The organism is Cellulosimicrobium sp. NPDC030954 (assembly GCF_055571305.1).
The window spans coordinates 125,613-144,599 of the sequence record NZ_JBVIFN010000010.1 but is presented as its reverse complement, the minus strand read 5'-3'; the positions used below and the strand labels follow the sequence as shown (position 1 = coordinate 144,599).

The 18,987-nt window shown below is 73.9% G+C and carries 18 protein-coding genes; 7 read left to right on the top strand and 11 right to left on the bottom strand.

Annotated features, from left to right (window positions below; translation table 11 throughout):
• Nucleotides 1–100: 100 nt before the first annotated feature.
• The gene (locus tag ACZ402_RS17460) at nucleotides 101–421 is read left to right on the top strand and encodes a hypothetical protein (protein ID WP_375825905.1); all 321 of its coding nucleotides are present in this window, start codon (nucleotides 101–103) and stop codon (nucleotides 419–421) included.
• Nucleotides 422–439: 18 nt separating this feature from the next.
• On the opposite strand, the gene ACZ402_RS17455 is transcribed toward ACZ402_RS17460, so the two are convergent.
• Nucleotides 440–1,333: an LLM class flavin-dependent oxidoreductase gene (locus ACZ402_RS17455; protein WP_375825904.1), complete on the bottom strand. Its 894-nt coding sequence runs from the start codon at nucleotides 1,331–1,333 to the stop codon at nucleotides 440–442.
• 23 nt (nucleotides 1,334–1,356) lie between these two features.
• On the opposite strand from ACZ402_RS17455, the gene ACZ402_RS17450 reads away from it, so the two are divergent.
• Together ACZ402_RS17450 and ACZ402_RS17445 are read left to right on the top strand one after the other, a co-directional pair.
• Entirely contained in the window at nucleotides 1,357–1,656 is a 300-nt protein-coding gene (locus tag ACZ402_RS17450; protein ID WP_375825903.1) for a Dabb family protein, read from the top strand.
• A 158-nt stretch (nucleotides 1,657–1,814) separates the two neighbouring features.
• Entirely contained in the window at nucleotides 1,815–2,738 is a 924-nt protein-coding gene (locus tag ACZ402_RS17445; RefSeq protein WP_375825907.1) for an LLM class F420-dependent oxidoreductase, read from the top strand.
• 93 nt (nucleotides 2,739–2,831) lie between these two features.
• Here ACZ402_RS17445 and ACZ402_RS17440 read toward each other — a convergent pair whose 3' ends face one another.
• Both ACZ402_RS17440 and ACZ402_RS17435 read right to left on the bottom strand, forming a co-directional pair.
• A complete protein-coding gene (locus ACZ402_RS17440; protein ID WP_375825902.1) occupies nucleotides 2,832–3,821 on the bottom strand; it encodes a hypothetical protein in 990 nt (329 codons plus the stop codon).
• A complete protein-coding gene (locus ACZ402_RS17435) occupies nucleotides 3,818–4,471 on the bottom strand; it encodes an RNA polymerase sigma factor (protein ID WP_375825901.1) in 654 nt (217 codons plus the stop codon). The genes ACZ402_RS17440 and ACZ402_RS17435 overlap by 4 nt, the downstream gene beginning before the upstream one ends.
• 670 nt (nucleotides 4,472–5,141) lie before the next feature.
• Here ACZ402_RS17435 and ACZ402_RS17430 point away from each other — a divergent pair.
• The 4 genes from ACZ402_RS17430 to ACZ402_RS17415 all read left to right on the top strand — a co-directional run bounded on the left by ACZ402_RS17430 (nucleotide 5,142) and on the right by ACZ402_RS17415 (nucleotide 11,378).
• Nucleotides 5,142–7,019, top strand: a complete 1,878-nt coding sequence (locus ACZ402_RS17430) for a glycosyltransferase family 2 protein (protein WP_375825900.1) — start codon at nucleotides 5,142–5,144, stop codon at nucleotides 7,017–7,019.
• Nucleotides 7,016–7,747 carry an efflux RND transporter periplasmic adaptor subunit gene (locus ACZ402_RS17425; RefSeq protein WP_375825899.1) on the top strand — a complete coding sequence of 244 codons (732 nt, stop codon included), beginning with the start codon at nucleotides 7,016–7,018 and terminating at the stop codon, nucleotides 7,745–7,747. The genes ACZ402_RS17430 and ACZ402_RS17425 overlap by 4 nt, the downstream gene beginning before the upstream one ends.
• A 95-nt stretch (nucleotides 7,748–7,842) precedes the next feature.
• On the top strand, nucleotides 7,843–9,918 hold the full coding sequence (locus ACZ402_RS17420; RefSeq protein ID WP_375825898.1) for a glycosyl hydrolase: 2,076 nt from the start codon (nucleotides 7,843–7,845) through the stop codon (nucleotides 9,916–9,918).
• Between the two features lie 125 nt (nucleotides 9,919–10,043).
• Nucleotides 10,044–11,378: a uracil-xanthine permease family protein gene (locus ACZ402_RS17415; RefSeq protein WP_375825897.1), complete on the top strand. Its 1,335-nt coding sequence runs from the start codon at nucleotides 10,044–10,046 to the stop codon at nucleotides 11,376–11,378.
• Nucleotides 11,379–11,465: 87 nt separating this feature from the next.
• On the opposite strand, the gene ACZ402_RS17410 is transcribed toward ACZ402_RS17415, so the two are convergent.
• The 8 genes from ACZ402_RS17410 to ACZ402_RS17375 all read right to left on the bottom strand — a co-directional run bounded on the left by ACZ402_RS17410 (nucleotide 11,466) and on the right by ACZ402_RS17375 (nucleotide 18,840).
• Nucleotides 11,466–12,425: a type IV toxin-antitoxin system AbiEi family antitoxin domain-containing protein gene (locus ACZ402_RS17410; protein WP_375825896.1), complete on the bottom strand. Its 960-nt coding sequence runs from the start codon at nucleotides 12,423–12,425 to the stop codon at nucleotides 11,466–11,468.
• 249 nt (nucleotides 12,426–12,674) lie between these two features.
• Nucleotides 12,675–13,283 (bottom strand): GNAT family N-acetyltransferase, encoded by a 609-nt coding sequence (locus ACZ402_RS17405; protein ID WP_375825895.1) that lies wholly within the window; start codon nucleotides 13,281–13,283, stop codon nucleotides 12,675–12,677.
• A gap of 53 nt (nucleotides 13,284–13,336) precedes the next feature.
• A complete protein-coding gene (locus ACZ402_RS17400; protein ID WP_375825894.1) occupies nucleotides 13,337–13,987 on the bottom strand; it encodes a LytR C-terminal domain-containing protein in 651 nt (216 codons plus the stop codon).
• Nucleotides 13,988–14,012: 25 nt separating this feature from the next.
• Nucleotides 14,013–14,309, bottom strand: a complete 297-nt coding sequence (locus tag ACZ402_RS17395) for a type II toxin-antitoxin system VapB family antitoxin (protein WP_024841670.1) — start codon at nucleotides 14,307–14,309, stop codon at nucleotides 14,013–14,015.
• 201 nt (nucleotides 14,310–14,510) lie between these two features.
• Nucleotides 14,511–15,353: a hypothetical protein gene (locus tag ACZ402_RS17390; protein WP_375825893.1), complete on the bottom strand. Its 843-nt coding sequence runs from the start codon at nucleotides 15,351–15,353 to the stop codon at nucleotides 14,511–14,513.
• Between the two features lie 177 nt (nucleotides 15,354–15,530).
• Nucleotides 15,531–17,210 (bottom strand): ABC transporter permease, encoded by a 1,680-nt coding sequence (locus tag ACZ402_RS17385; RefSeq protein ID WP_375825892.1) that lies wholly within the window; start codon nucleotides 17,208–17,210, stop codon nucleotides 15,531–15,533.
• Entirely contained in the window at nucleotides 17,207–18,142 is a 936-nt protein-coding gene (locus tag ACZ402_RS17380) for an ABC transporter ATP-binding protein (RefSeq protein ID WP_375825891.1), read from the bottom strand. Before ACZ402_RS17380 ends, ACZ402_RS17385 begins: the two co-directional genes overlap by 4 nt.
• Nucleotides 18,139–18,840 (bottom strand): TetR/AcrR family transcriptional regulator, encoded by a 702-nt coding sequence (locus tag ACZ402_RS17375; RefSeq protein ID WP_375825890.1) that lies wholly within the window; start codon nucleotides 18,838–18,840, stop codon nucleotides 18,139–18,141. Before ACZ402_RS17375 ends, ACZ402_RS17380 begins: the two co-directional genes overlap by 4 nt.
• Nucleotides 18,841–18,987: the final 147 nt, after the last annotated feature.

Below are 18,987 nucleotides of genomic sequence, written 5' to 3'. Positions count from 1 at the left end.
AGCTCCAGCTCCGCTACGAGGCGACCGTCAAGGTCGCCGCGCTCGACGACTGGATCACCGCCGTCGTCCGGGCGGGCCAGGCGCTGGCATCCTGACCGGTGTGAACAACTCGCTGCCGTCCTGGCTGTCCAAGCGGCCGCCGTGCTACGCCGATACCGAGGACGGCGACTACGTCCAGGACCCCGGCCACGTCGAGATCCTGGGCATGCTCGCGGACCTGAACGCCACGACCAACACGTTCTTCGTGATCTACCCCGACGACGAGGACATCGACTGGTCGATCTCGGTCCACACCCGCCCCGGAGCACTCGGCGGCTACGAGATCGAGCACCGCGACGCCGCCACCGGCGAGCACACCACGACCGAGGCAGACCACACCACCATCACGAGCCACCTCCTGGACTGGATCAGCCACCGCTGACCACTTCCGAAACAGGCCCTAGAGGTCGGCGACCTGCGCGGCGCCGTCGGTCGCGATCTGCTCGAAGACACGCTGGTCCGCGGCGAACTGCGTGCCCGGGACGGGCCGGTGGACGACGATCTCCGTGATGCCGACCTCGGCGTAGCCGCGCGCCGCCTCGACGAACGCGTCGACCGACTCCAGCGCCCGGTCGGGCGTGAAGCCGGTGAGCAGGATCCGCTCGACCGACGCGGGGTCCCGCCCGGCGTCGGCGCACGCGCCCTCGAGCCGCTCGACCTGGTCGCGGACCGCCGCCCGCGACCGTGCCGGGGTCGCGTCGTCGCCCAGGCGGCCGTCGCCCGTCGTCACCCACGCCTGCCCGTAGCGCGCAGCGAGCCGCAGCCCGCGCGGACCCGTCGCGGCGATCGCGAACGGCACGCGCGGGGACTGGACCGGACCGGGGATGGTCCGCGCCTCGTGCGCGCGGTAGTGGCCCTCGTCGTGCGTCACCGCGGGCTCGGTGAGCAGGCGGTCCAGGAGGACCGTGAAGTCGCGCAGACGGTCCGCCCGCTCCCGTGCGGACCACGGCTCGCCGCCGAGGACCGTCGCGTCGAAGCCCGTCGTGCCCGCGCCGAGACCGACGGTGACCCGCCCGCCCGAGAGGTCGTCGAGCGTCATGACGTCCTTCGCGAACGTCACCGGTTCCCGGAAGTTCGGCGACGACACGAGCGTGCCCAGACGCACCCGCTCCGTCACGCCCGCCGCCGCGGCGAGCGTCGGGACCGCGCCGAACCACGGCCCGTCGCGGAACGTCCGCCACGACAGGTGGTCGTACGTGTAGGCGGCGTGGAACCCGAGGTCGTCGGCCTCGTGCCACACCTCCCGGCCCTCGCGCCACGGGTATATCGGCAGGATCACGGTGCTCACGCGCATGGCCGCCAGCCTATGGTGGGGGAGTGATCCAGCACACCGTCGCCTTCCGCCTCGTCCACCCTGTCGGCAGCGCCGAGGAGGCCGAGTTCCTCGGCACCGCGCGCCGCACGCTCACCGCGATCCCGGGGGTGCGGGACTTCACGGTCTCGCGCCAGGTGAGCGCCAAGAGCCCGCTGGCGTTCCAGTTCTCCATGGTGTTCGACGACGACGCCGCGTACGCCGCGTACGACGCCCACCCGGACCACCGTGGGTTCGTCGCCGACCGCTGGGTCCCCGAGGTCGCGGAGTTCCAGGAGCTCGACCTCGTCCCGCTCGCCGACTGACCGCACCGCCGCCCGGTGCCTTCGCCGAGGTAGAACGTCACGCCGCGAGGTAGAGCTCTGCGCGTTCTACCTCGCGACTGGACGTTCTACCTCGCGGGACGCGGTCTCCTGCGGGCGGGGGCAGTCACCCGGTGTGGCAGGGTGACGGCATGACCCAGATCGACCTGCGCATCTTCACCGAGCCCCAGCAGGGCGCCTCCTACGACGACCTCCTCGCGGTCGCGAAGGCCACCGAGGACCTCGGTTTCGACGCCTTCTTCCGTTCCGACCACTACCTCGTCATGGGCGACGGCGACGGGCTGCCCGGCCCGACCGACGCGTGGACGACGCTCGCCGGTCTGGCCCGCGAGACGAGCCGCATCCGGCTCGGCACGCTCGTGTCGTCGGCGACGTTCCGCCACCCCGGCGTGCTGGCGATCCAGGTCGCGCAGGTCGACCAGATGTCGGGTGGCCGGGTCGAGCTCGGTCTCGGTGCGGGCTGGTACTCCCGTGAGCACGAGGCGTACGGCATCCCGTTCCCGGAGAAGCGGTTCGGGATCCTCGAGGAGCAGCTCGCGGTGATCACCGGGCTGTGGGAGACGCCCGTCGGCGAGACGTTCTCGTTCAGCGGCGAGCACTACACGCTCACGGACTCCCCGGCCCTGCCGAAGCCCGCGCAGGAGCGCGTCCCGGTGATCGTCGGCGGCCACGGGCCCCGGCGCACCCCGGCGCTCGCGGCCCGGTACGCGAGCGAGTTCAACGCGGCGTTCCCCGACCCGGGCGTCCTGCCCGAGCGGTTCGAGAACGTGCGCGCCGCGTGCCTCGACGCCGACCGTGACCCCGACTCGCTCGTGTACTCCGCCGCGTTCGTCGTCGCGGTGGGCAAGGACGAGGCGGAGTTCCGCCGCCGGGCCGAGGCGATCGGCCGCGAGCCCGACGAGGTGCGGCGCAACGGCCTGGCCGGGACGGTCTCCGAGGTCGCGGACAAGGTCGCGGCCGCCGCCGAGCAGGGCGCCACCCGGTTCTACCTCCAGGTGCTCGACCTGCACGACCTCGACCACCTCGACCTCATCGCGAGCGAGGTCGTGCCGCAGCTTCCCTGACGCCCACACCCGCGTCGCGACGGGCGGCCCGTCGCGACGCGGGGAGGGGTGCGGCCCCACCAGCGCGGCTGGCGTCGACCGGGCGGTGGTCGCTCAGCCGGCGGTGGTCGGCCCGTAGACGGTGGCCTGGAAGCTGCCGCCGACGACCAGGTCGACGCGTGCACAGGTGACGCTCTCGTCCGGCACGCTCGTCGTCGGGAACGGGCCGTCGACCGCCGTCAGGGCGTCGTCGGCGACGACCCGGGCCTCGTCGAGCGAGACGCACCGGTCGGTGATCCCGCTCCTCAGCGCTGCCACGATCCCGGCGACCAGCGGGTCCTCCAGGATCCCGTCCGAGCCCGTCGTCCCCCCGACGACGATCGCGCGCCCGCCGACGTCGACCGCCACCTCCGCGCAGACCTGCGCCTCGCCCACCGGCTCGGGCAGCGCGTCCCGCTCTTCGACGGACCAGTCGTCCAGGCCGAGCCGGTCGAGCTCGTCCTCGGCCCAGGCGACACCCTCGGCGACGGTGCGGCACGTGCTCGCCCCGCCGTCGACCCGGTCGGTCACGCTCTGCTGCAGCTCGACCACGGCGGGGTCCACCGCCGAGCGGCCCTCGAGCCGCTCGACGCCGTCGGGCACCTGGTCGGCCGGGGCGACGTACGTCTGGCCGTCCCAGGCGAAGGCCACCGGGTCCTCGATCGGCGGCAGGCCCTGCTCCGCGAGGAGCGTGGTGCAGTCCGCGTACGGGTCGCCGGTGAGCCAGGGCCCGGCCGCGTCGACGTCGAGCCCGTCGGCGACGTCGGGGCTCCAGGCGCTCACGCAGGTGACCCCCTCGCCCGACGAGCCGCGGAACGCCTGGACCGCCGCGTACGCGACGCCGCCGCCCGCGAGCACGGTGGCCAGTCCGAGCGCGACCGCGCCGCGGCGCCCGAGCCGTCGACGACGTGACGGGGGTGCGGCGGGTGCGGTGGTCGCCGTATCGAGCGTGGTGGTCATGAGGATCTCCTCGCGCAGGGCGGCGAACGCCGCCTCGTCCACGGCACCGAGACCCGCACGCCGGGCCGGGTCTACGCTGCGCAGCTGCATCATCGGGTCCGTCATCGTGCCTCCTCGGTTCCGGGGCGGGGTCGTCCCCACCCGGTGACCACGTGTCCGGTCGGGTCGTCCCGTTTCCGCTGCGGCGCTGACGCCGGTGCGCCGGGTGCGCCGGGCGCCACGAGTCCGTCGAGCTGCTCGGCCAGCCGCCGGCGCGCCCGGTGCAGGCGCACCCGGACCGCGGCGCGCGAGATGCCGAGCACCAGGGCGATCTCGTCGCGCGCGAGCTCTTCCCACGCGACGAGGCGCAGCAGCTCCTGGTCGTCGGGGCCGAGCAGCGCGAGCGCGCGCTCGACGTCGCTCACCTCGCCGGTCGGCGGCGGGACCGCTTCCGCGACCTCGGCGCGGAGCCTGTCGGCGAGGGCGAGCCGGCGCCGCGCGCCCCGGTGGAGGTTGGCCAGGACCCGGCGTGCGACGCCGAACATCCACGGTCGCGCGTCGTCCCCGACCGGGACGTCGTCGATGCGTCGCCAGGCGACGAGGAACGCCTCGGCGACGACGTCGGCGGCGTCGGACGGGTCGGCCACGCGTCGCACCGCGTAGGCGAGCAGGGGACGGTGCGTGGCCTCGAACAGGGCGGTGAACCGGGCCGCGCGGTCCTCGTCCGGCGGTGGGGCCGACGGGGTCCGCTCGGGCGGGCGGTCAGGGGCGGGCATCCGGGGTCCTCTCGACCGGGCGACGTGGACGACCGTCTCATGTCCGGTGCTCGCCGGTGCGTTACACCCTCCCGGTGCGGTAGCGGTGACCGTCCCTCGGTGCGTGGCGGCGCGATCTCTGTGGACGGCCGGCTCGCCCTCCGGGGCGTCCACCCGTCGGACGTGCGGAGCGTCGGCGCCGTGAATTCTCCGTTTCCGTCCGTGAACGGTGCGTTTCCGGGCCGTGCGGACCGCCGCTCGGGTGAGCGTTCACCGCGTGGGGCGGGACGGCGTCGGGCGGGGACGGGAGCGGCGCCGCGCCAACGATCCGGGCCGCGAGGACGGTGCAGCGCCGGGTCTCGACCGGTCCGTTCACATTCGCTGCCACGCGCCGAGGCGGTGGCGGCCACCGCTCGCGCGACCCGTGACAACGACCGCCTCGTACCGCTACCTTCGGCGCAGACGACGAGGTGGCCCGCTCCGAGCGGGCCACCTCGATCCGTCTCCGGGCACCTCCGCGCGAGGGCGCCTGGCAGGGGGCTCGACAGAAGTGCCACGCACGCACTCACGACGCCGACGACGTCGCCGCACCCGGGCTCGGGAGCCGGCCGGCATCTGCCCGCCGACTCCCCCGTCCACTGCCCGACCCCCGGGGTCCTGCACGGGACCCGTCGAGAGCCGAGGACCCGCGATGGCCGTATCCGAGTTCGACCGCCTGGTCGTCACCCCGCGCCGCACGCAGCACGTGCGGCCCGCCCCGTTCGGCCCGCGGGCCAACGCCGACCGTCCGACCGGCCCGCCGCGCGACGAGAACTCCGCCGCGCGCTCGCCGTCGCTCGTCATGATCATGCTGCTCGCGACGCTCGGCGTCGTCGCGTACGCGGTGTTCCTGCTCAACCCCGCGAACCGCGGCGACACGCTGCCCTACGTCATGGTCATCACGGCCGAGACGGTGCTCGTCGCCCAGGCGCTGCTGGCGATGTGGACCGTGCTGTCGAGCGGGCACGACCCGCGCGGGTTCTCGTTCCACCACGCCAAGGACCGCCTGTTCGACGTCCCCGAGATCATCCGGGACGGCGCCGAGGACGACCCGACGCGCTGGAACCTCTACCTCCACGACCGCCCCGTCGCCGTCGACGTCCTCATCACGACCTACGGCGAGGACCTCGACACCATCGCGCGCACGGTCCGCGCCGCCGTCGCGCTGCGCGGCACGCACCGCACGTGGGTGCTCGACGACGGCCGGTCCGACGACGTGCGCGACCTCGCCGCCCAGCTCGGCGCACGCTACGTGCGGCGCCTGTCGAGCAACGGCGCGAAGGCCGGCAACGTCAACCACGCGCTCGCCATCGCCAAGGGCGACTTCTTCGTCATCCTCGACGCCGACTTCGTCGCGAGGCCGGAGCTCCTCGTCGAGACCGTGCCGTTCTTCGTCAAGGACGACGTCGCGTTCGTCCAGACCCCCCAGACGTACGGGAACCTCGACAACCTCATCTCGCGCGGCGCCGGGTACATGCAGGCCGTCTTCTACCGGTTCGTGCAGCCCGGCCGGAACCGGTTCAACGCCGCGTTCTGCGTCGGCACCAACGTCATCTTCCGCCGTGCCGCGATCGACGACATCGGCGGCATGCACACCGACTCCAAGTCGGAGGACGTGTGGACGTCGCTCATGCTCCACGAGCGCGGGTGGCGCACGATCTACATCCCCACGACGCTCGCCGTCGGCGACACCCCCGAGACCGTCGAGGCGTACACCAAGCAGCAGCTGCGCTGGGCGACCGGCGGGTTCGAGATCCTGCTCCAGCACAACCCGCTCAGCCCGCGCCGCACCCTCACGCTCGACCAGCGGCTCCAGTACACCGTCACCGCGACGCACTACCTCGCGGGCATCGCGCCGCTCGTGCTGCTGCTCGTGCCGCCGCTCCAGATCTACCTCGACCTCACACCCATGAACCTCACCATCTCGTGGGGCACGTGGCTGCTCTACTACGCGGGGTTCTACGTCCTCCAGATCGCCATCGCGTTCTTCACGCTCGGGTCGTTCCGGTGGGAGGTGCTCATGCTCGCGTCCGTGTCGTTCCCGATCTACACCAAGGCTATGTGGAACGCGCTGACGGGCAAGGAGCAGGCGTGGCACGTGACCGGGAGCAAGGGAAAGGTCTCCTCGCCGTTCAACTACATGATCCCGCAGGTGCTGTTCTTCGCGTTCCTGCTCGTGACGTCGGTGGTGGGGGTCTGGAAGGAGTGGGGCGACCCGATGCCGAGCCTCGCGCTCGCGTGGAACGTCACCAACACTCTGATCCTCGGGGCGTTCGTCGTGACGGCTGGGCGTGAGTCGCGTGCTTCGCGGCGTGCTGTGCGTTCCGTCCGGCGGCGGGGAGGGGAGGCCGCGCCGGGTCTACCATCCGGCACCTCGTCCCTCGGCGCCTCCCGCCAGACCCGCCCCGACCCGGCGCGGCCTCCCCTCCCCGCCGCCTCGAGGTCGAGTCACCCGGCGTCGTCCGCACTCCCCGCCGCCACGCTGTCGTCTCACCTCGAGACGCACGGTCCCCTCGGAGGTGTCGCATGACCTGGTCGAACCGGTTCCGCCTCGTGGGCGGGCTGCTCGTGGTGGTGCTCGTGTGCGCGGCGCTCACGCTCGTGATGAACCGGCGCCTCGGGCAGGCGACGAGCACGACGGCCACCATCCGGGCGGAGGTGCTCGACGTCGGCAGCGACTACGCGGGGACCGTCACCGCGGCGGAGGTCGCCGAGGGGGACGAGGTCGCCGCGGGCGACCCCCTGTTCACCGTGAGCAGCCTGACGCTCCAGCACGACATCGCGCTCGGGCTCGTCAGCGCGGACACGTCCGCGTACCAGGTGGCGCCCGACGGGACGATCACGCTCGTCGCTCCCTACGACGCCGTCGTCACCCACGTCGCGGCCCGCGAGGGCGGGTTCGTCCAGGCGGGAGAGGTCGTCGCGTCGCTCGAGCGGGAGGGGTCGCTGTTCGTCGACGCCCGTCTGACGCTCGACCCGAGCGACTTCGCACGCGTCCGCCAGGGCGCGGAGGTCACGGTGGTCCTGCCGAACCAGGCGGAGGTCGCGGGCGAGGTCGCGTCGGTCGCGGTGCAGAACACCGCCAACCAGGCGGAGGCCACGATCGAGGTGACGAGCGACGCGCTCGTGCGCGGGGCCGAGCACGGCCTCGTCGCGTCGGGCACGCCCGTCACGGCGAGCATCGAGCTGCACGACGACGGCCCGCTCGCCGGGGTCGACGAGTCGTTCGGCGAGTTCCTCCGCAAGGTGGGGCTGTGACGCCCCGCCGGGGTCGACCCGTGCGTCACGAGATCGACCTCCCGAAGGTCGATCTGGGACGCTCGGGCCGATCTCGGGGCCGGGTGGTCGCGGCGGTGCTCGCATCGGCAGCGCTCGTCACCGGGTGCGGGCTGCTCGAGACGGACGTGTCGCCCGGGGCGACGGGGCCGCCCGGGGCGGGCTCCGCCGTCGGGCACCCCGCCGCTGACCTGACCGGCACCGTCCCCGACGTCGACCTGTCGATCCTGCCGCAGGAGTCGGTCGCTCCGATGCCCACAGCCCGGCTCGCGGACGGCCTGGTCCCGCCGACCAACCGCTGGTTCTCCGGGCTGGCGTTCGGCGACGAGCCGCTTCCGGTGTTCCCCGTGCCGCTCGCGTTCGGCGTGACCGACGGCGGGTTCGCGTTCGGCCTGCCCGACGTCGAGGTCACCGAGCAGTCGATCCTCGGCCCGTTCGTGCCGCGGGTCGGCGTGGACGTCGGGGCGGAGTCGGTCGAGGTCACCGCCTACGACACCGCATCCGTCACCCTCGACCTGCTCGACGACGCAGGCTCCGTCCTGGGGACGGTGGCCCTCGTCGAGGGGTCGCCCGTCCTGCGGTACACCGCGGCGACGGACCGGACCGCGGCGCTCACCGTCGCGTTCGACGCGGCGGAGGACGGGCTCGTCACGACCGAGGCGGGCGGACGCGAGTACGTGCTGGTCGGGGCGGAGGGCGCGCTGTCCGACGACGGTCGTTCGCTCGACCTCGCCGCGGGCGACTCCGTCGCGTGGTTCCCCGTGCCCGACGGCGCCCCGGACGGTGCCGTCGCGGCGCTCGCCGAGACGGCCGCGCACCCCGTCACGGGCACGACCCTCGCGTACGGCGTGGCCGACGACGCCGCCACCACGGCGATCACCTACGAGACCGGAGGTGACGAGCCCGGGCCGGGGACCGTCGTCGTGCGGCTGCCGCACCAGCGCGAGAGCGACGGCGCGTCGTGCGGCCTGGGCACCTACGCGACCGTGCTCGGGACGGTCGACGTGTGCACGGCGAGCACGCTCGCCTGGTCGAGTCCCGCCGTCGAACCCGCCGGGGCGCTCGACCTCTCCGGGCTGGGCGAGGACGAGACGACGGAGCTCGCCCAGCAGGTGCGGGCCGACGCCGCGGCGCTCGAGGCGGGGTCTCTCGAGGTGCCGTCGGACACGTACTTCGGGGGCAAGGCGCTCGCGCGCGACGCGAACCTGCTCGTGCTCGCCGAACAGCTCGGGCTCGACGACGTCGCGGCTCCGCTGCGCGACGACCTCTCGGCCGCGCTGCGCGAGTGGGCCGAGCCCGCGGGGTGCGCGGGACGCGACGCGCGCTGCTTCGTCTACGACCCCGAGGTGCGCAGCGTCGTCGGGCGGACGCCGTCGTTCGGCTCGGACGAGCTCAACGACCACCACTTCCACTACGGGTACTTCCTCTACGCCGCGGGCGTCGTCGCAGCCGACGACCCGGCGCTCGCGGCGGACCTCGCGCCCGTGCTCGACCTGCTCGCCGCGGACGTCGCGTCCGGCGCGGGCGACGAGGACTTCCCGGCGCTGCGCGCGTTCGACGCGTACGCCGGCCACTCGTGGGCGTCGGGGTACGCGCCCTTCGCGGACGGGAACAACCAGGAGTCCGCGTCCGAGGCGGTGTCCGCGTGGAACGGGCTGGCGCTGTGGGCGCAGGCGTCGGGGAATGCGGCGCTCGAGGCGCAGGCGCGCTGGCTGCTGTCCGCCGAGGCGACGTCGGCGCGCGCGTACTGGACCGACTTCGACCGCGACGACCCGGCGATCGACGGGTTCGGGCACACCGTGACGTCGCTCGTGTGGGGCGGGAAGCGCGACTGGGCCACGTGGTTCAGCGCCGAGCCGAGCGCGATGCTCGGCATCCTCGTGCTGCCGATGCAGCCCGTCGCCGGGTACCTCGGGGGCGACCCGGAGCGCATCCGGGCCAACATCGACGAGGCGCTCGCCGGCCCGCGCGACGACCCGGCGACGTGGGACGTGCTGTTCGGCGACCAGCTCCTCATGTACGCGGCGCTCGCGGGCCCGGACGACGCCGCGGCCGCCCTGGACGTCGCCCGCACCCTCCCGGAGGAACGCATCGACGACGGCAACACCCGCAGCTACCTCCTCGCGTGGCTCCTGGTGCACGCCGCGGCGTAGGACCATCGACGCCGAACCCGGGGTCGTTCCTCACCGGACCGCTCGCGCGAGGAGGAACCCCGGGTTCGGCACTGGCACTACCCTGCTCCGGGGGTCTTCACACGAACTTCACGGACGGGAGAGACATGAGCGCCATCGGGTGGCGGTTGCACGGGAACGGGAAGACGGTCGCGCCGGGGGACGTCGTCGACCCCGACGAGCGGCTGACCTGGCCGCGGACCATCGGGATCGGTATGCAGCACGTCGTCGCCATGTTCGGCGCGACGTTCCTCGTGCCGCTGCTCACCGGGTTCTCGCCCGCGACGACGCTGTTCTTCTCCGCGATCGGTACCGTCGGGTTCCTGCTCATCACCGGCAACCGCCTGCCGAGCTACCTCGGGTCGAGCTTCGCGTTCATCGCCCCGATCGGCGCCGCGACCGCGTCGCAGGGCCAGTCGGTGGCCGTCGGCGGCATCCTCGTCACCGGCCTCGTGCTCGCCGCTGTCGGCCTGCTCGTGCACGTCGCGGGCGCGCGGTGGATCGACATCGTCATGCCGCCGATCGTCACCGGCACGATCGTCGCGCTCATCGGCCTCAACCTCGCCCCCGCGGCGTGGGGGAACTTCCAGCAGGCGCCGGTCACGGCCGTCGTCACGCTGGCCGCGATCATCCTCGTCAGCGTCCTGTTCAAGGGGATCATCGGGCGCCTCTCGATCCTCGTCGGCGTGATCGTCGGCTACGTCGTGGCCGTGATCCAAGGGGAGGTGTCGTTCGACGCGGTGCGCCAGGCCGACTGGATCGGGCTCCCCGAGTTCGTCACGCCCACGTTCGACGTCGCCGTGCTCGGCCTGTTCGTCCCGGTCGTGCTCGTGCTCATCGCGGAGAACGTCGGGCACGTGAAGTCGGTCGCGGCGATGACCGGCAAGAACCTCGACGACCTCACCGGGCGCGCGCTCCTCGCGGACGGCGTCGCGACGACGCTCGCGGGCGTCGGCGGCGGGTCGGGCACCACGACGTACGCCGAGAACATCGGCGTCATGGCCGCGACGCGCGTCTACTCGACCGCGGCCTACTGGGTCGCGGCGGCGACCGCGCTCGTGCTCTCGCTCTCGCCGAAGTTCGGCGCGCTCATCGCGACCATCCCCGCCGGCGTCCTGGGCGGGGCGGCGACGATGCTCTACGGCATGATCGGCATCCTCGGTGCGCGCATCTGGGTGCAGAACAAGGTCGACTTCTCCAACCCCGTCAACCTCACGACCGCCGCCGTGCCGCTCGTCATCGGCATCGCCAACTTCACCTGGGCCGTCGGCGACCTGACGTTCGAGGGCATCGCGCTCGGCACCGCCGCGGCGCTCGTGATCTACCACCTCATGCGGAACATCGCGCGGTGGCGCGGCACGACCCAGGAGCCCGCCAGCCCGGCGTCGGCCCCCGGCGGCGACGAGCCGATCGTCCACGACACGATCGAGGACGCCCGCTGACGAACGGTCCGCGCTGATGCCGAACCCGGGATCTCTCCCCAACTGAAGCCTTCGCTGGGGAGTGGTCCCGGGTTCGGCGTCCTGGCGTCACGCGGCACGACGGCGTCCCGTCGACAGGAGCGCGCGGTGGACCGTGGTCGCGGCGCGGCCCGGCACGCGCGTGTCGGCGGAGGTGAACCGAAGCACCGCTGCGACGTCGGCGGTCACGAGGTCGTTGTGCCGTTCCCGGTCGGCGAAGGCCGCGCTCGGCGTGTCGTGGAACTCCGCGCCGTCGGCCTCGGCGACGACCCAGCGGCCGTCGTCGAGCAGCCATCCCAGGTCGCCGCGTCGCTCCCGCCCGCTCGACCCGACCAACGGGACCTGGAGCGTGTCCGGCGGGACGCCGCCATCGAGGCAGTCGAGCCGTACCCAGGTCTCCAACGGTGACTCCGCACGACAGTCCGCGAGCTCCCACCACGAGTGCGTCCGCGCGACACCCCGACGACCACGGGCGTGGTCGTGCGCGCGGTCGAGACCTTCGGTCGACACCAGCCCGAGATGGAGAGCCGAGTCCATGACCGACACGGCCCAGGGCCGGTCGAGCTCGGGCACCGCCTGGGCCAGAGCCCACTCGGGGGCCGCGACGTACCGGTCGCCCACCCGCACGACCGTCATCCCGTCGTCGAACATGCGCAGGCGGATGCCGTCGCGGGACTCGAGCCCGCGAGCACCGGGCAACGTCGCCTGCGGGACGACGCGTGAGGGCAGGCCGGCAACGCCGAGCAACGCGAGCGCGCACGGTCCGACGGCGATCGCCTCGGGGCCGAAGGCGAGCAGCGCTGCCCAGGCAGCACGGCGGCGTCGGGAGTCAGGCGGCCGGGTGGGCGGGGGTGTCGGGTCGAGGTCGTACACGCCGGCGGTGATCCGTGCCCATGACCCCGAGCGGACGAGGCGGGTCAGCACGTTCGGGCCGATCCCGGCGTCGAGGCACTGCCTCGTGCAGATGAGCGACTCCTGCTGGGCGGCGACGGCGCGGATGGCTTGCGGTACCGGAGAACGAGGCGGCATGGGTCGCATCCCAGCGCACCTGGCGTCGTCGGAGGAGCCCACCGGACGGCCCTGTGGACGGAACCCTCGAACGAAGGGACTGTGGAAACCGGCGAGGCAGGTTCCGCCTCGCGGGGGAGTGTCGACCCCTGGATCGCTCCTCAGACGCGCGCGGCGGTGGGGAGAGACCCAGGGTTCGGCGCCAACACGGGATCTCTCCCCAGGACGAGCCGCACGTGAGGAGCGATCCCAGGTTCGGCGGGGGCCGGGTCAGAGGCGGAGGCCCAGGACCAGGCCCTCCGGGACGTCGAGGCGCGTGAAGCCGAGGTGCTCGTAGAAGCCGATCGCGGAGACGTTGTCCTCTGCGACGCCGAGGTGGACGCCCTTGACCTCGGCGGCGCGCAGGGCGTCGAACAGCGCGTCCATCAGCCGGCGGCCGTTGCCGCCGCCCTGCGCGGCGGGCAGCAGGTCGACGTGGAGGTGCGCGGGGTAGTCGCGGAGCACGGACGGGTCGGTGCGGTGCGGACGGTGGATCTGGCGGACCAGCGCCTCGTCGCGCGAGCCCTCCGGGAAGCTGCCGAGGGGGTACCTCTCGCGCAGCGGGGGCCACCACTCCCGCTCGGACCGTGCCTCGAACGCGGTGGTGTCGCGCGCCCCCAGCACGTAGCCCGCGGCCACGCCGTCGACCTCGACGACGAACGCGAGCGACGGCTCGAGGGCGAGGTACGCCCCGAGGTAGACCTCGCCGAGCAGTCTCGGGTCGGTGTACAGCGCGGTCGCGTCCGCGCCGGACGCGCCGGTCCGCAGGCAGATCTCGTAGAGGCGGTCGACCTCGTCGGGGTCGGTGGTCCGGGCGGGCCGGAGGGGCAGGGTGCTCATGGGTACCGTTCGGCGGTCGTGAGGGCTCGGCGGGCGCCGGGCGAAGGACGTGCTCAGCCCTCCGCGGGCGGCACGGGCAGCGGCTGGGGGGTGATCTCCTCGATCGCGACGCACCCGGTGCGGCTCTCGAGCGGTACGTCGCCGGACAGGCCGACGAGCTCGGGGTCCACGACGTCCTCGAAGTCGGCGCCCACGTAGAGGTCGACGGTGGCGTCCTCGCGCGCGTCGAGCACGAGGCCGGGGTCGTCGTAGTGCGCGGCGAGCGTGTACGCCTGCGCGAGGCCGGCGGCCCCGAAGTGGATCTGCGTCTGCGCCATGACGTCCGACTTCCCGTCGCCGTCCAGGTCCGGCGCGTTGCCCGTGGAGATCACCGCGAAGCCGCGCGACGTGAGGAGGTCCTCGTTCAGGCGACCCAGGGGGGCGTCCTTGCCGGACGCGTTGTAGACGTTGACCTGGACGTCGCCGGTCGCCACGGGGAGGGTGCCCTCGGGGAGGCAGGGGACCTCGACGTGCGCGAGGTCGTCGACCGCCTCGGGTGACGACAGCGGCCGGTCGAACGGTGCCTCGATCGCCCCCGTGTACACGGCCAGCGCGCCGAGCCCGACGACGGCGAGCGCGGCGATGAGCAGCCCGAACACGACGGCCTGGCGCTCGTGCATGCGTCGGCGCCGCTCGGTGCGCGCGGTGTCGGGGCGGGTGGTCACGCCAGAAACCTACCGGACCCCGCGCTCATCGCACGGTCAGGACGCGGGCGTGCAGGATGGCGCGCTGCTGGAGCGCGGCCCGCACGGCGCGGTGCAGCCCGTCCTCGAGGTAGAGGACGCCCTCGTACTCGACGACGTGCGCGAAGAGGTCGCCGAAGAACGTCGAGTCCTCGGCGAGGAGCGCGTCGAGGTCGAGCGTGCGCTTGGTGGTGACGAGCTCGTCGAGGCGCACCTGACGCGGGGGCACCTCGGCCCAGTCGCGGGCGGTCACCCGGCCGTGGTCCGGGTAGGGGCGCCCGTCGCCGACGGCCTTGAAGATCATGCGGGACATCCTAGAGGCCCGACGGCGGCCCACGCCCAGGTCGTCGGGGTGTCGGTCACGCGGTCGTCACGATCTCCCCACGAGGAGCACCCGCGTCCTTCGCGTCGGCGAGCACCGTACTGACCGTCGGGCGAGCCCGCAGACGTGTCCACCGGCCCGGGCAGCGGCCGAGGTGCAGCTCGTCAGGAGCCTCGGCGCCGGCTACCGGTTCGAGGAGTGACCCGCCGCGTCGTCGACGAGGCGCGCCAGCTCGCGCACCACCGCACCCGGCAGCGCGGGCGGGAACAGCAGCGCCCGCTGCAGCTCGCCCGCGCGCCAGCCGTCGCACGCGAGCGCGGCGAGCACGAGCGACGACGGCGCGCCCTCCTCGCGCCACGCGCGCAGCACGAGCGCGTGCACCTCGTGCTGCCCCTCCGGGACGTCGTCGCGCGCGACCCCGCCCAGCGCGTACAGGCGCAGGAGTGCCGCGGCCTTGCGCGAGTCGTCCAGCGCCGCGACCGACGCGGCCACCGCCGCGCGCGACGGGTCGAGGCGCAGCGGCGAGAGGTCGTCGAACCCGGACTGCAGCACCTCGAGCGCGACGTCGTCGACCAGCGTCTCCGCGTCGCCGAACATCGCCAGCAGCGTGGACTCGCTGCGGTCGCAGCGGCGTGCGACCGCAGCGAGCGTGAGGTTCTCGACGCCCTCCTCGAGCGCGACCCGCAGGACGGCGTCCACGAGCGGGCGCTCGTCGTCGCGGAACGGGTCCTCGTCGAGGTCCACGTCGCGGAAGACGACGGCGCTCGCGGGCGGACGCACGTCCGCGTACCGGGAGAGGTCGCCGAGCAGGTCCTCCCACTCGGCCTCCGTGAGCGCGTACGCGTCCTGGTAGAGACCGAGCCACGTCCCCTCGAGCGCGAGCGCCGCGACCCACGTGCGCGGGTCGGGGACGCCCGACGCGCCGTCCGGCCCCCGGCTCGGCTCCTGGGTGGGGATCGCGGCGACCCACTCGTGCAGGGTGGCCCTGGCCGAGCGCGTCGCGTCGCTCTGGTCGGGCGTGGACATGACCGTCACCTCCGTGGTCGGGCACAGTGGACCGAGCCTAGCCGGACGCCCCGACGCCGACGCGAGGTAGAGCCCCGGTCCGCCGAGGTAGAGGCGTGGTCAGGGGCACGGGTCGACCAGACCTCCACCTCGCGTTACCAGGGCTCTACCTCGTGGTGCCGGGGCTCTGCCGCGGCGTCAGGGGCGGGGGACGTCGCGGCGGCGGAAGCCCGCCAGGCCCAGCGCGACGAGCGCGACGGCGAGGAGCGTGAGCCAGACGAACGGCCACGGCTCGACGTCTGCGCCCGGGAGCTGGGGGACGTGCCAGAACGGGGAGACCCCGCTGGCCCACGACGGCAGGTCGAGCAGGGCGCCGAACATCGTCACGACGAACGAGTACGCGAGGAGCGCCCAGGCGAGCGACGCGAGGACCGGGCGCGACCCGAACGCGGCGACGGCGACGCCCGTGACGACCGCGATCGCCGGGAGGTACGCGAACGACGCGGCGAGGTAGTCGCCGAGCCCGAAGGCGTCCTCCCCGACGCTCAGCGCGCCGAGCCACAGCCCGAGCGCGCTCACGACGAGCAGCACCGACGTCCCGAGCAGCGTCACGACGAGCTGGCCGCCGAGCCACCGCACGCGCCCGACCCCGGTCGCGAGCACGGGCTCGAGCCGCCCCGCCGTCTCCTCGCCGCGGGCCCGCTGGGCCGACGCGACGGCGAACCCGCCCGCGCCGAGCCCGAGGAACAGGGCCATGACGGCGACGAACCCGCCCACGAGGTCGGTGGCGTCGCCCAGCATCTGCGCGATCTCGGGGTTGTCGGCGACCATGTCGCCCACGGAGTCGACGAACGTCCCGCACGCGAGCGCGGTGACGCCCACCCCGACGCCCCACGCGAGCACGGACGCGCGCTGCTGGCGCCACGCGAGGGCGAGCGGGCTCGCGAGCCACCCGGCGGCGACGGGGCGCCCCGCGCGGGGCGGGACCAGGCCGGCACCCAGGTCGCGCCGCGCGGCGAGCGCCGCGCCCAGGGCGAGGAGCAGCACGACGAGCGCGACCGACAGGCCGAGCGGCCACCAGCGCAGGTCGACGAACGCGCGGATCTGCTGCGCCCAGCCGATGGGGGAGAGCCACGAGACCCAGCTCCCGTGCTCCTCCTGGACGTCGCCGACCGCGCGCAGCAGGAACGCGACGCCGAGCACGGCGAGCGCGAGGCCGCTCGCGGCGCGCGCGTGCTCGGTCACCTGGCTCGTCACGACCGCGACGGCGGCGAACACGAGGCCCGTGACGCCCACCGCGGCGCCGAGCGCGAACGAGTCGACGGCCGCGAGCCCGGTCGCGACGAGGACGGCCCCCGTCGCGAGCGCGATGGCGGCGTTCGCGACGAGCGCGGCGACGAACGCGGCGGTCGCGGGGGCGTGGCGCCCGACGACCCCGGCCCGCACGAGCTCGGCCCGGCCCGTCTCCTCCTCGGCGCGCGTGTGCCGCACGACGAGCGAGATGCTCATGATCGCGACGGCGACCATGACGGTGAGCGCCATCTCGTTCGCGATCATCGCGCCGAGCGTGTAGTCCTCGATCCCGTACTGGGGCCCGGACAGCATGATGCCCGCGGGGCTGGACACGAGCGCCGCGCGCGCCTGGCGGTCGGCCGCGGTCGGGTAGAGCGTGTCCAGCGCGACGGCCGCGTACCCGAAGAGGAGCGCGATCGACGCCGTCCACACGGGGATGCGGACGCGGTCGCGCCGCAGGACGAAGCGCAGCAGCGTGGTCCAGCCGGTGGCCGCGCGGCCCCGCCGGTGCGGCTCGGGCGCGACGGCGGCGGCGCGCCGCCCGCGTGGTGGTGCGGCCGTGCGGGCGGTCCCGGGGGCGCTCACAGCGCGCCCGCCCCGTCGAGCACGGCGAGCTCGTCGCCGTAGTGGCGCAGGAACAGCTCCTCGAGCGAGGGCGGGTTCACCGTGACGGAGCGCAGGCCGAGGTCGGTGAGCGCGCGCAGCACGGCCTCGACGCGGTCGTTGTCGACGTCGAACCGCGCCCGCGTGCCGTCCGCGCCGGGCTCCACGACGAGGTCGTGCACGCCGTCGAGCGCGTCGAGCGCCGCCGGGTCGTGCCCGGTCACGGCGGTGACCGACGAGCGCGTGAGGTGCCGGAGCTCGGAGAGCGTCCCGGACTGCACCGTGCGTCCCGCGCGGATGATCGTCACCGTGTCGCACAGCTTCTCGACCTCGGCCAGGATGTGGCTCGAGAGCAGGACGGACCGGCCCTCGGCGGTCACCTCGCGCACGCACTGCGTGAACACGGACTCCATGAGGGGGTCGAGGCCCGACGTGGGCTCGTCGAGGACGAGCAGCTCGACGTCGGACGCGAACGCCGCGACGAGCGCCACCTTCTGCCGGTTCCCCTTGGAGTAGGTGCGCGCCTTCTTGGACGGGTCCAGCTCGAAGCGGTCGAGCAGCAGCTTCTTGCGCTGCGGGTCGACGCTCCCGCGCAGGCGGGTGAGCAGGTCGATCGCCTCGCCGCCGGTGAGGTTGGGCCACAGGCTCACGTCGCCCGGCACGTAGGCGAGGCGCCGGTGGAGGTCGACGGCGTCGTGCCAGGGGTCGCTGCCGAGCAGCCGCGCGCTGCCGGAGTCGGGCCGCAGCAGCCCGAGCAGCACGCGGATGGTGGTCGACTTGCCCGCGCCGTTCGGTCCGAGGAACCCGGCGACCTCGCCCGCGCGGACGGTGAGGTCGAGGCCGTCGAGCGCCTGCACGTGACCGAAGGCCTTGCGCAGGTCGTGCACCTCGACGGCGGGGGTCGTGCTCGTCATCGCGTCTCCTCCTGGTGGGTGGTGTGCTGCAGGTAGGCGTCGAGCAGGGTCGTCTCGACGAAGAGTCCTTCGGTGAAGACCTCGAGCGCGGGGAGCATCACGCGCTCGACGTACTCGCGCAGGTCGGCCTCGGGGTCGCGCGGCTCGGTCCGCTCGCGCAGCGCCCCGTCGACGAGCAGGGACCCGAGGGAGAGGGAGACGAGGTAGCGCGCGCGGGCCGCCTCGTCGCGGCTCGGGCGGATCACGCCCGCGGCGACGCCCGACGCCATGTACTCGAGCGTGACCTGCGTGAGGTGCTCGACGAACGACCGCGCGAGGTCCCCGCCCGCCTGGAGGCTGCGCAGCGTGTACTCGAACACGGGCGCGTAGTCCTCGATCCCGGCGAGCTGCGCGAACAGTCCCATCGGGCCCGCCGCGGGGTCCTGCGGCGAGATGGCGTCGGTCTTGGCGGCGCGCACCGCGTCGAACACGTAGTCGTCGCACGCGCGGCGCAGCCCGTCCTTGGAGCCGAAGTGGTGCACGACGAGCGCGGCGCTCACGCCCGCGTCGGCGGCGATGGTGCGCAGCGGCGCGCCGAACCCGTCGCGCGCGAAGCGCGAGATGGCGGCGTCCCGGATGCGGGCGCGGGTCGTGAGGTCGTCGGTGCCCGACGGCGCGGGGCGGCCGCGGTCGGTCGGCGAAGGCTGGTCTGAACGCACGTTCAATAGACTAAACACCCGTTCAACGGGTGTCCACCCGCGAGGGAGCGCTCTGTCGGCCCGTGGCCCTTGACGTGGGTGGCGGGGGCCGGTTGAGTGGAGGCCACGACGCGATGGGAGCGCTTCCATCGCTCGTCCCGCACCCCG

Bases quoted from the DNA above. Each gene is read 5' to 3' on its own strand.
- ACZ402_RS17455 (WP_375825904.1), bottom strand. From the start codon at position 1,333: ATGCGCGTGAGCACCGTGATCCTGCCGATATACCCGTGGCGCGAGGGC.
- ACZ402_RS17440 (WP_375825902.1), bottom strand. From the start codon at position 3,821: ATGACGGACCCGATGATGCAGCTGCGCAGCGTAGACCCGGCCCGGCGT.
- ACZ402_RS17435 (WP_375825901.1), bottom strand. From the start codon at position 4,471: ATGCCCGCCCCTGACCGCCCGCCCGAGCGGACCCCGTCGGCCCCACCG.
- ACZ402_RS17430 (WP_375825900.1), top strand. From the start codon at position 5,142: ATGGCCGTATCCGAGTTCGACCGCCTGGTCGTCACCCCGCGCCGCACG.
- ACZ402_RS17425 (WP_375825899.1), top strand. From the start codon at position 7,016: ATGACCTGGTCGAACCGGTTCCGCCTCGTGGGCGGGCTGCTCGTGGTG.
- ACZ402_RS17415 (WP_375825897.1), top strand. From the start codon at position 10,044: ATGAGCGCCATCGGGTGGCGGTTGCACGGGAACGGGAAGACGGTCGCG.
- ACZ402_RS17410 (WP_375825896.1), bottom strand. From the start codon at position 12,425: ATGCCGCCTCGTTCTCCGGTACCGCAAGCCATCCGCGCCGTCGCCGCC.
- ACZ402_RS17405 (WP_375825895.1), bottom strand. From the start codon at position 13,283: ATGAGCACCCTGCCCCTCCGGCCCGCCCGGACCACCGACCCCGACGAG.
- ACZ402_RS17395 (WP_024841670.1), bottom strand. From the start codon at position 14,309: ATGATCTTCAAGGCCGTCGGCGACGGGCGCCCCTACCCGGACCACGGC.
- ACZ402_RS17390 (WP_375825893.1), bottom strand. From the start codon at position 15,353: ATGTCCACGCCCGACCAGAGCGACGCGACGCGCTCGGCCAGGGCCACC.
- ACZ402_RS17380 (WP_375825891.1), bottom strand. From the start codon at position 18,142: ATGACGAGCACGACCCCCGCCGTCGAGGTGCACGACCTGCGCAAGGCC.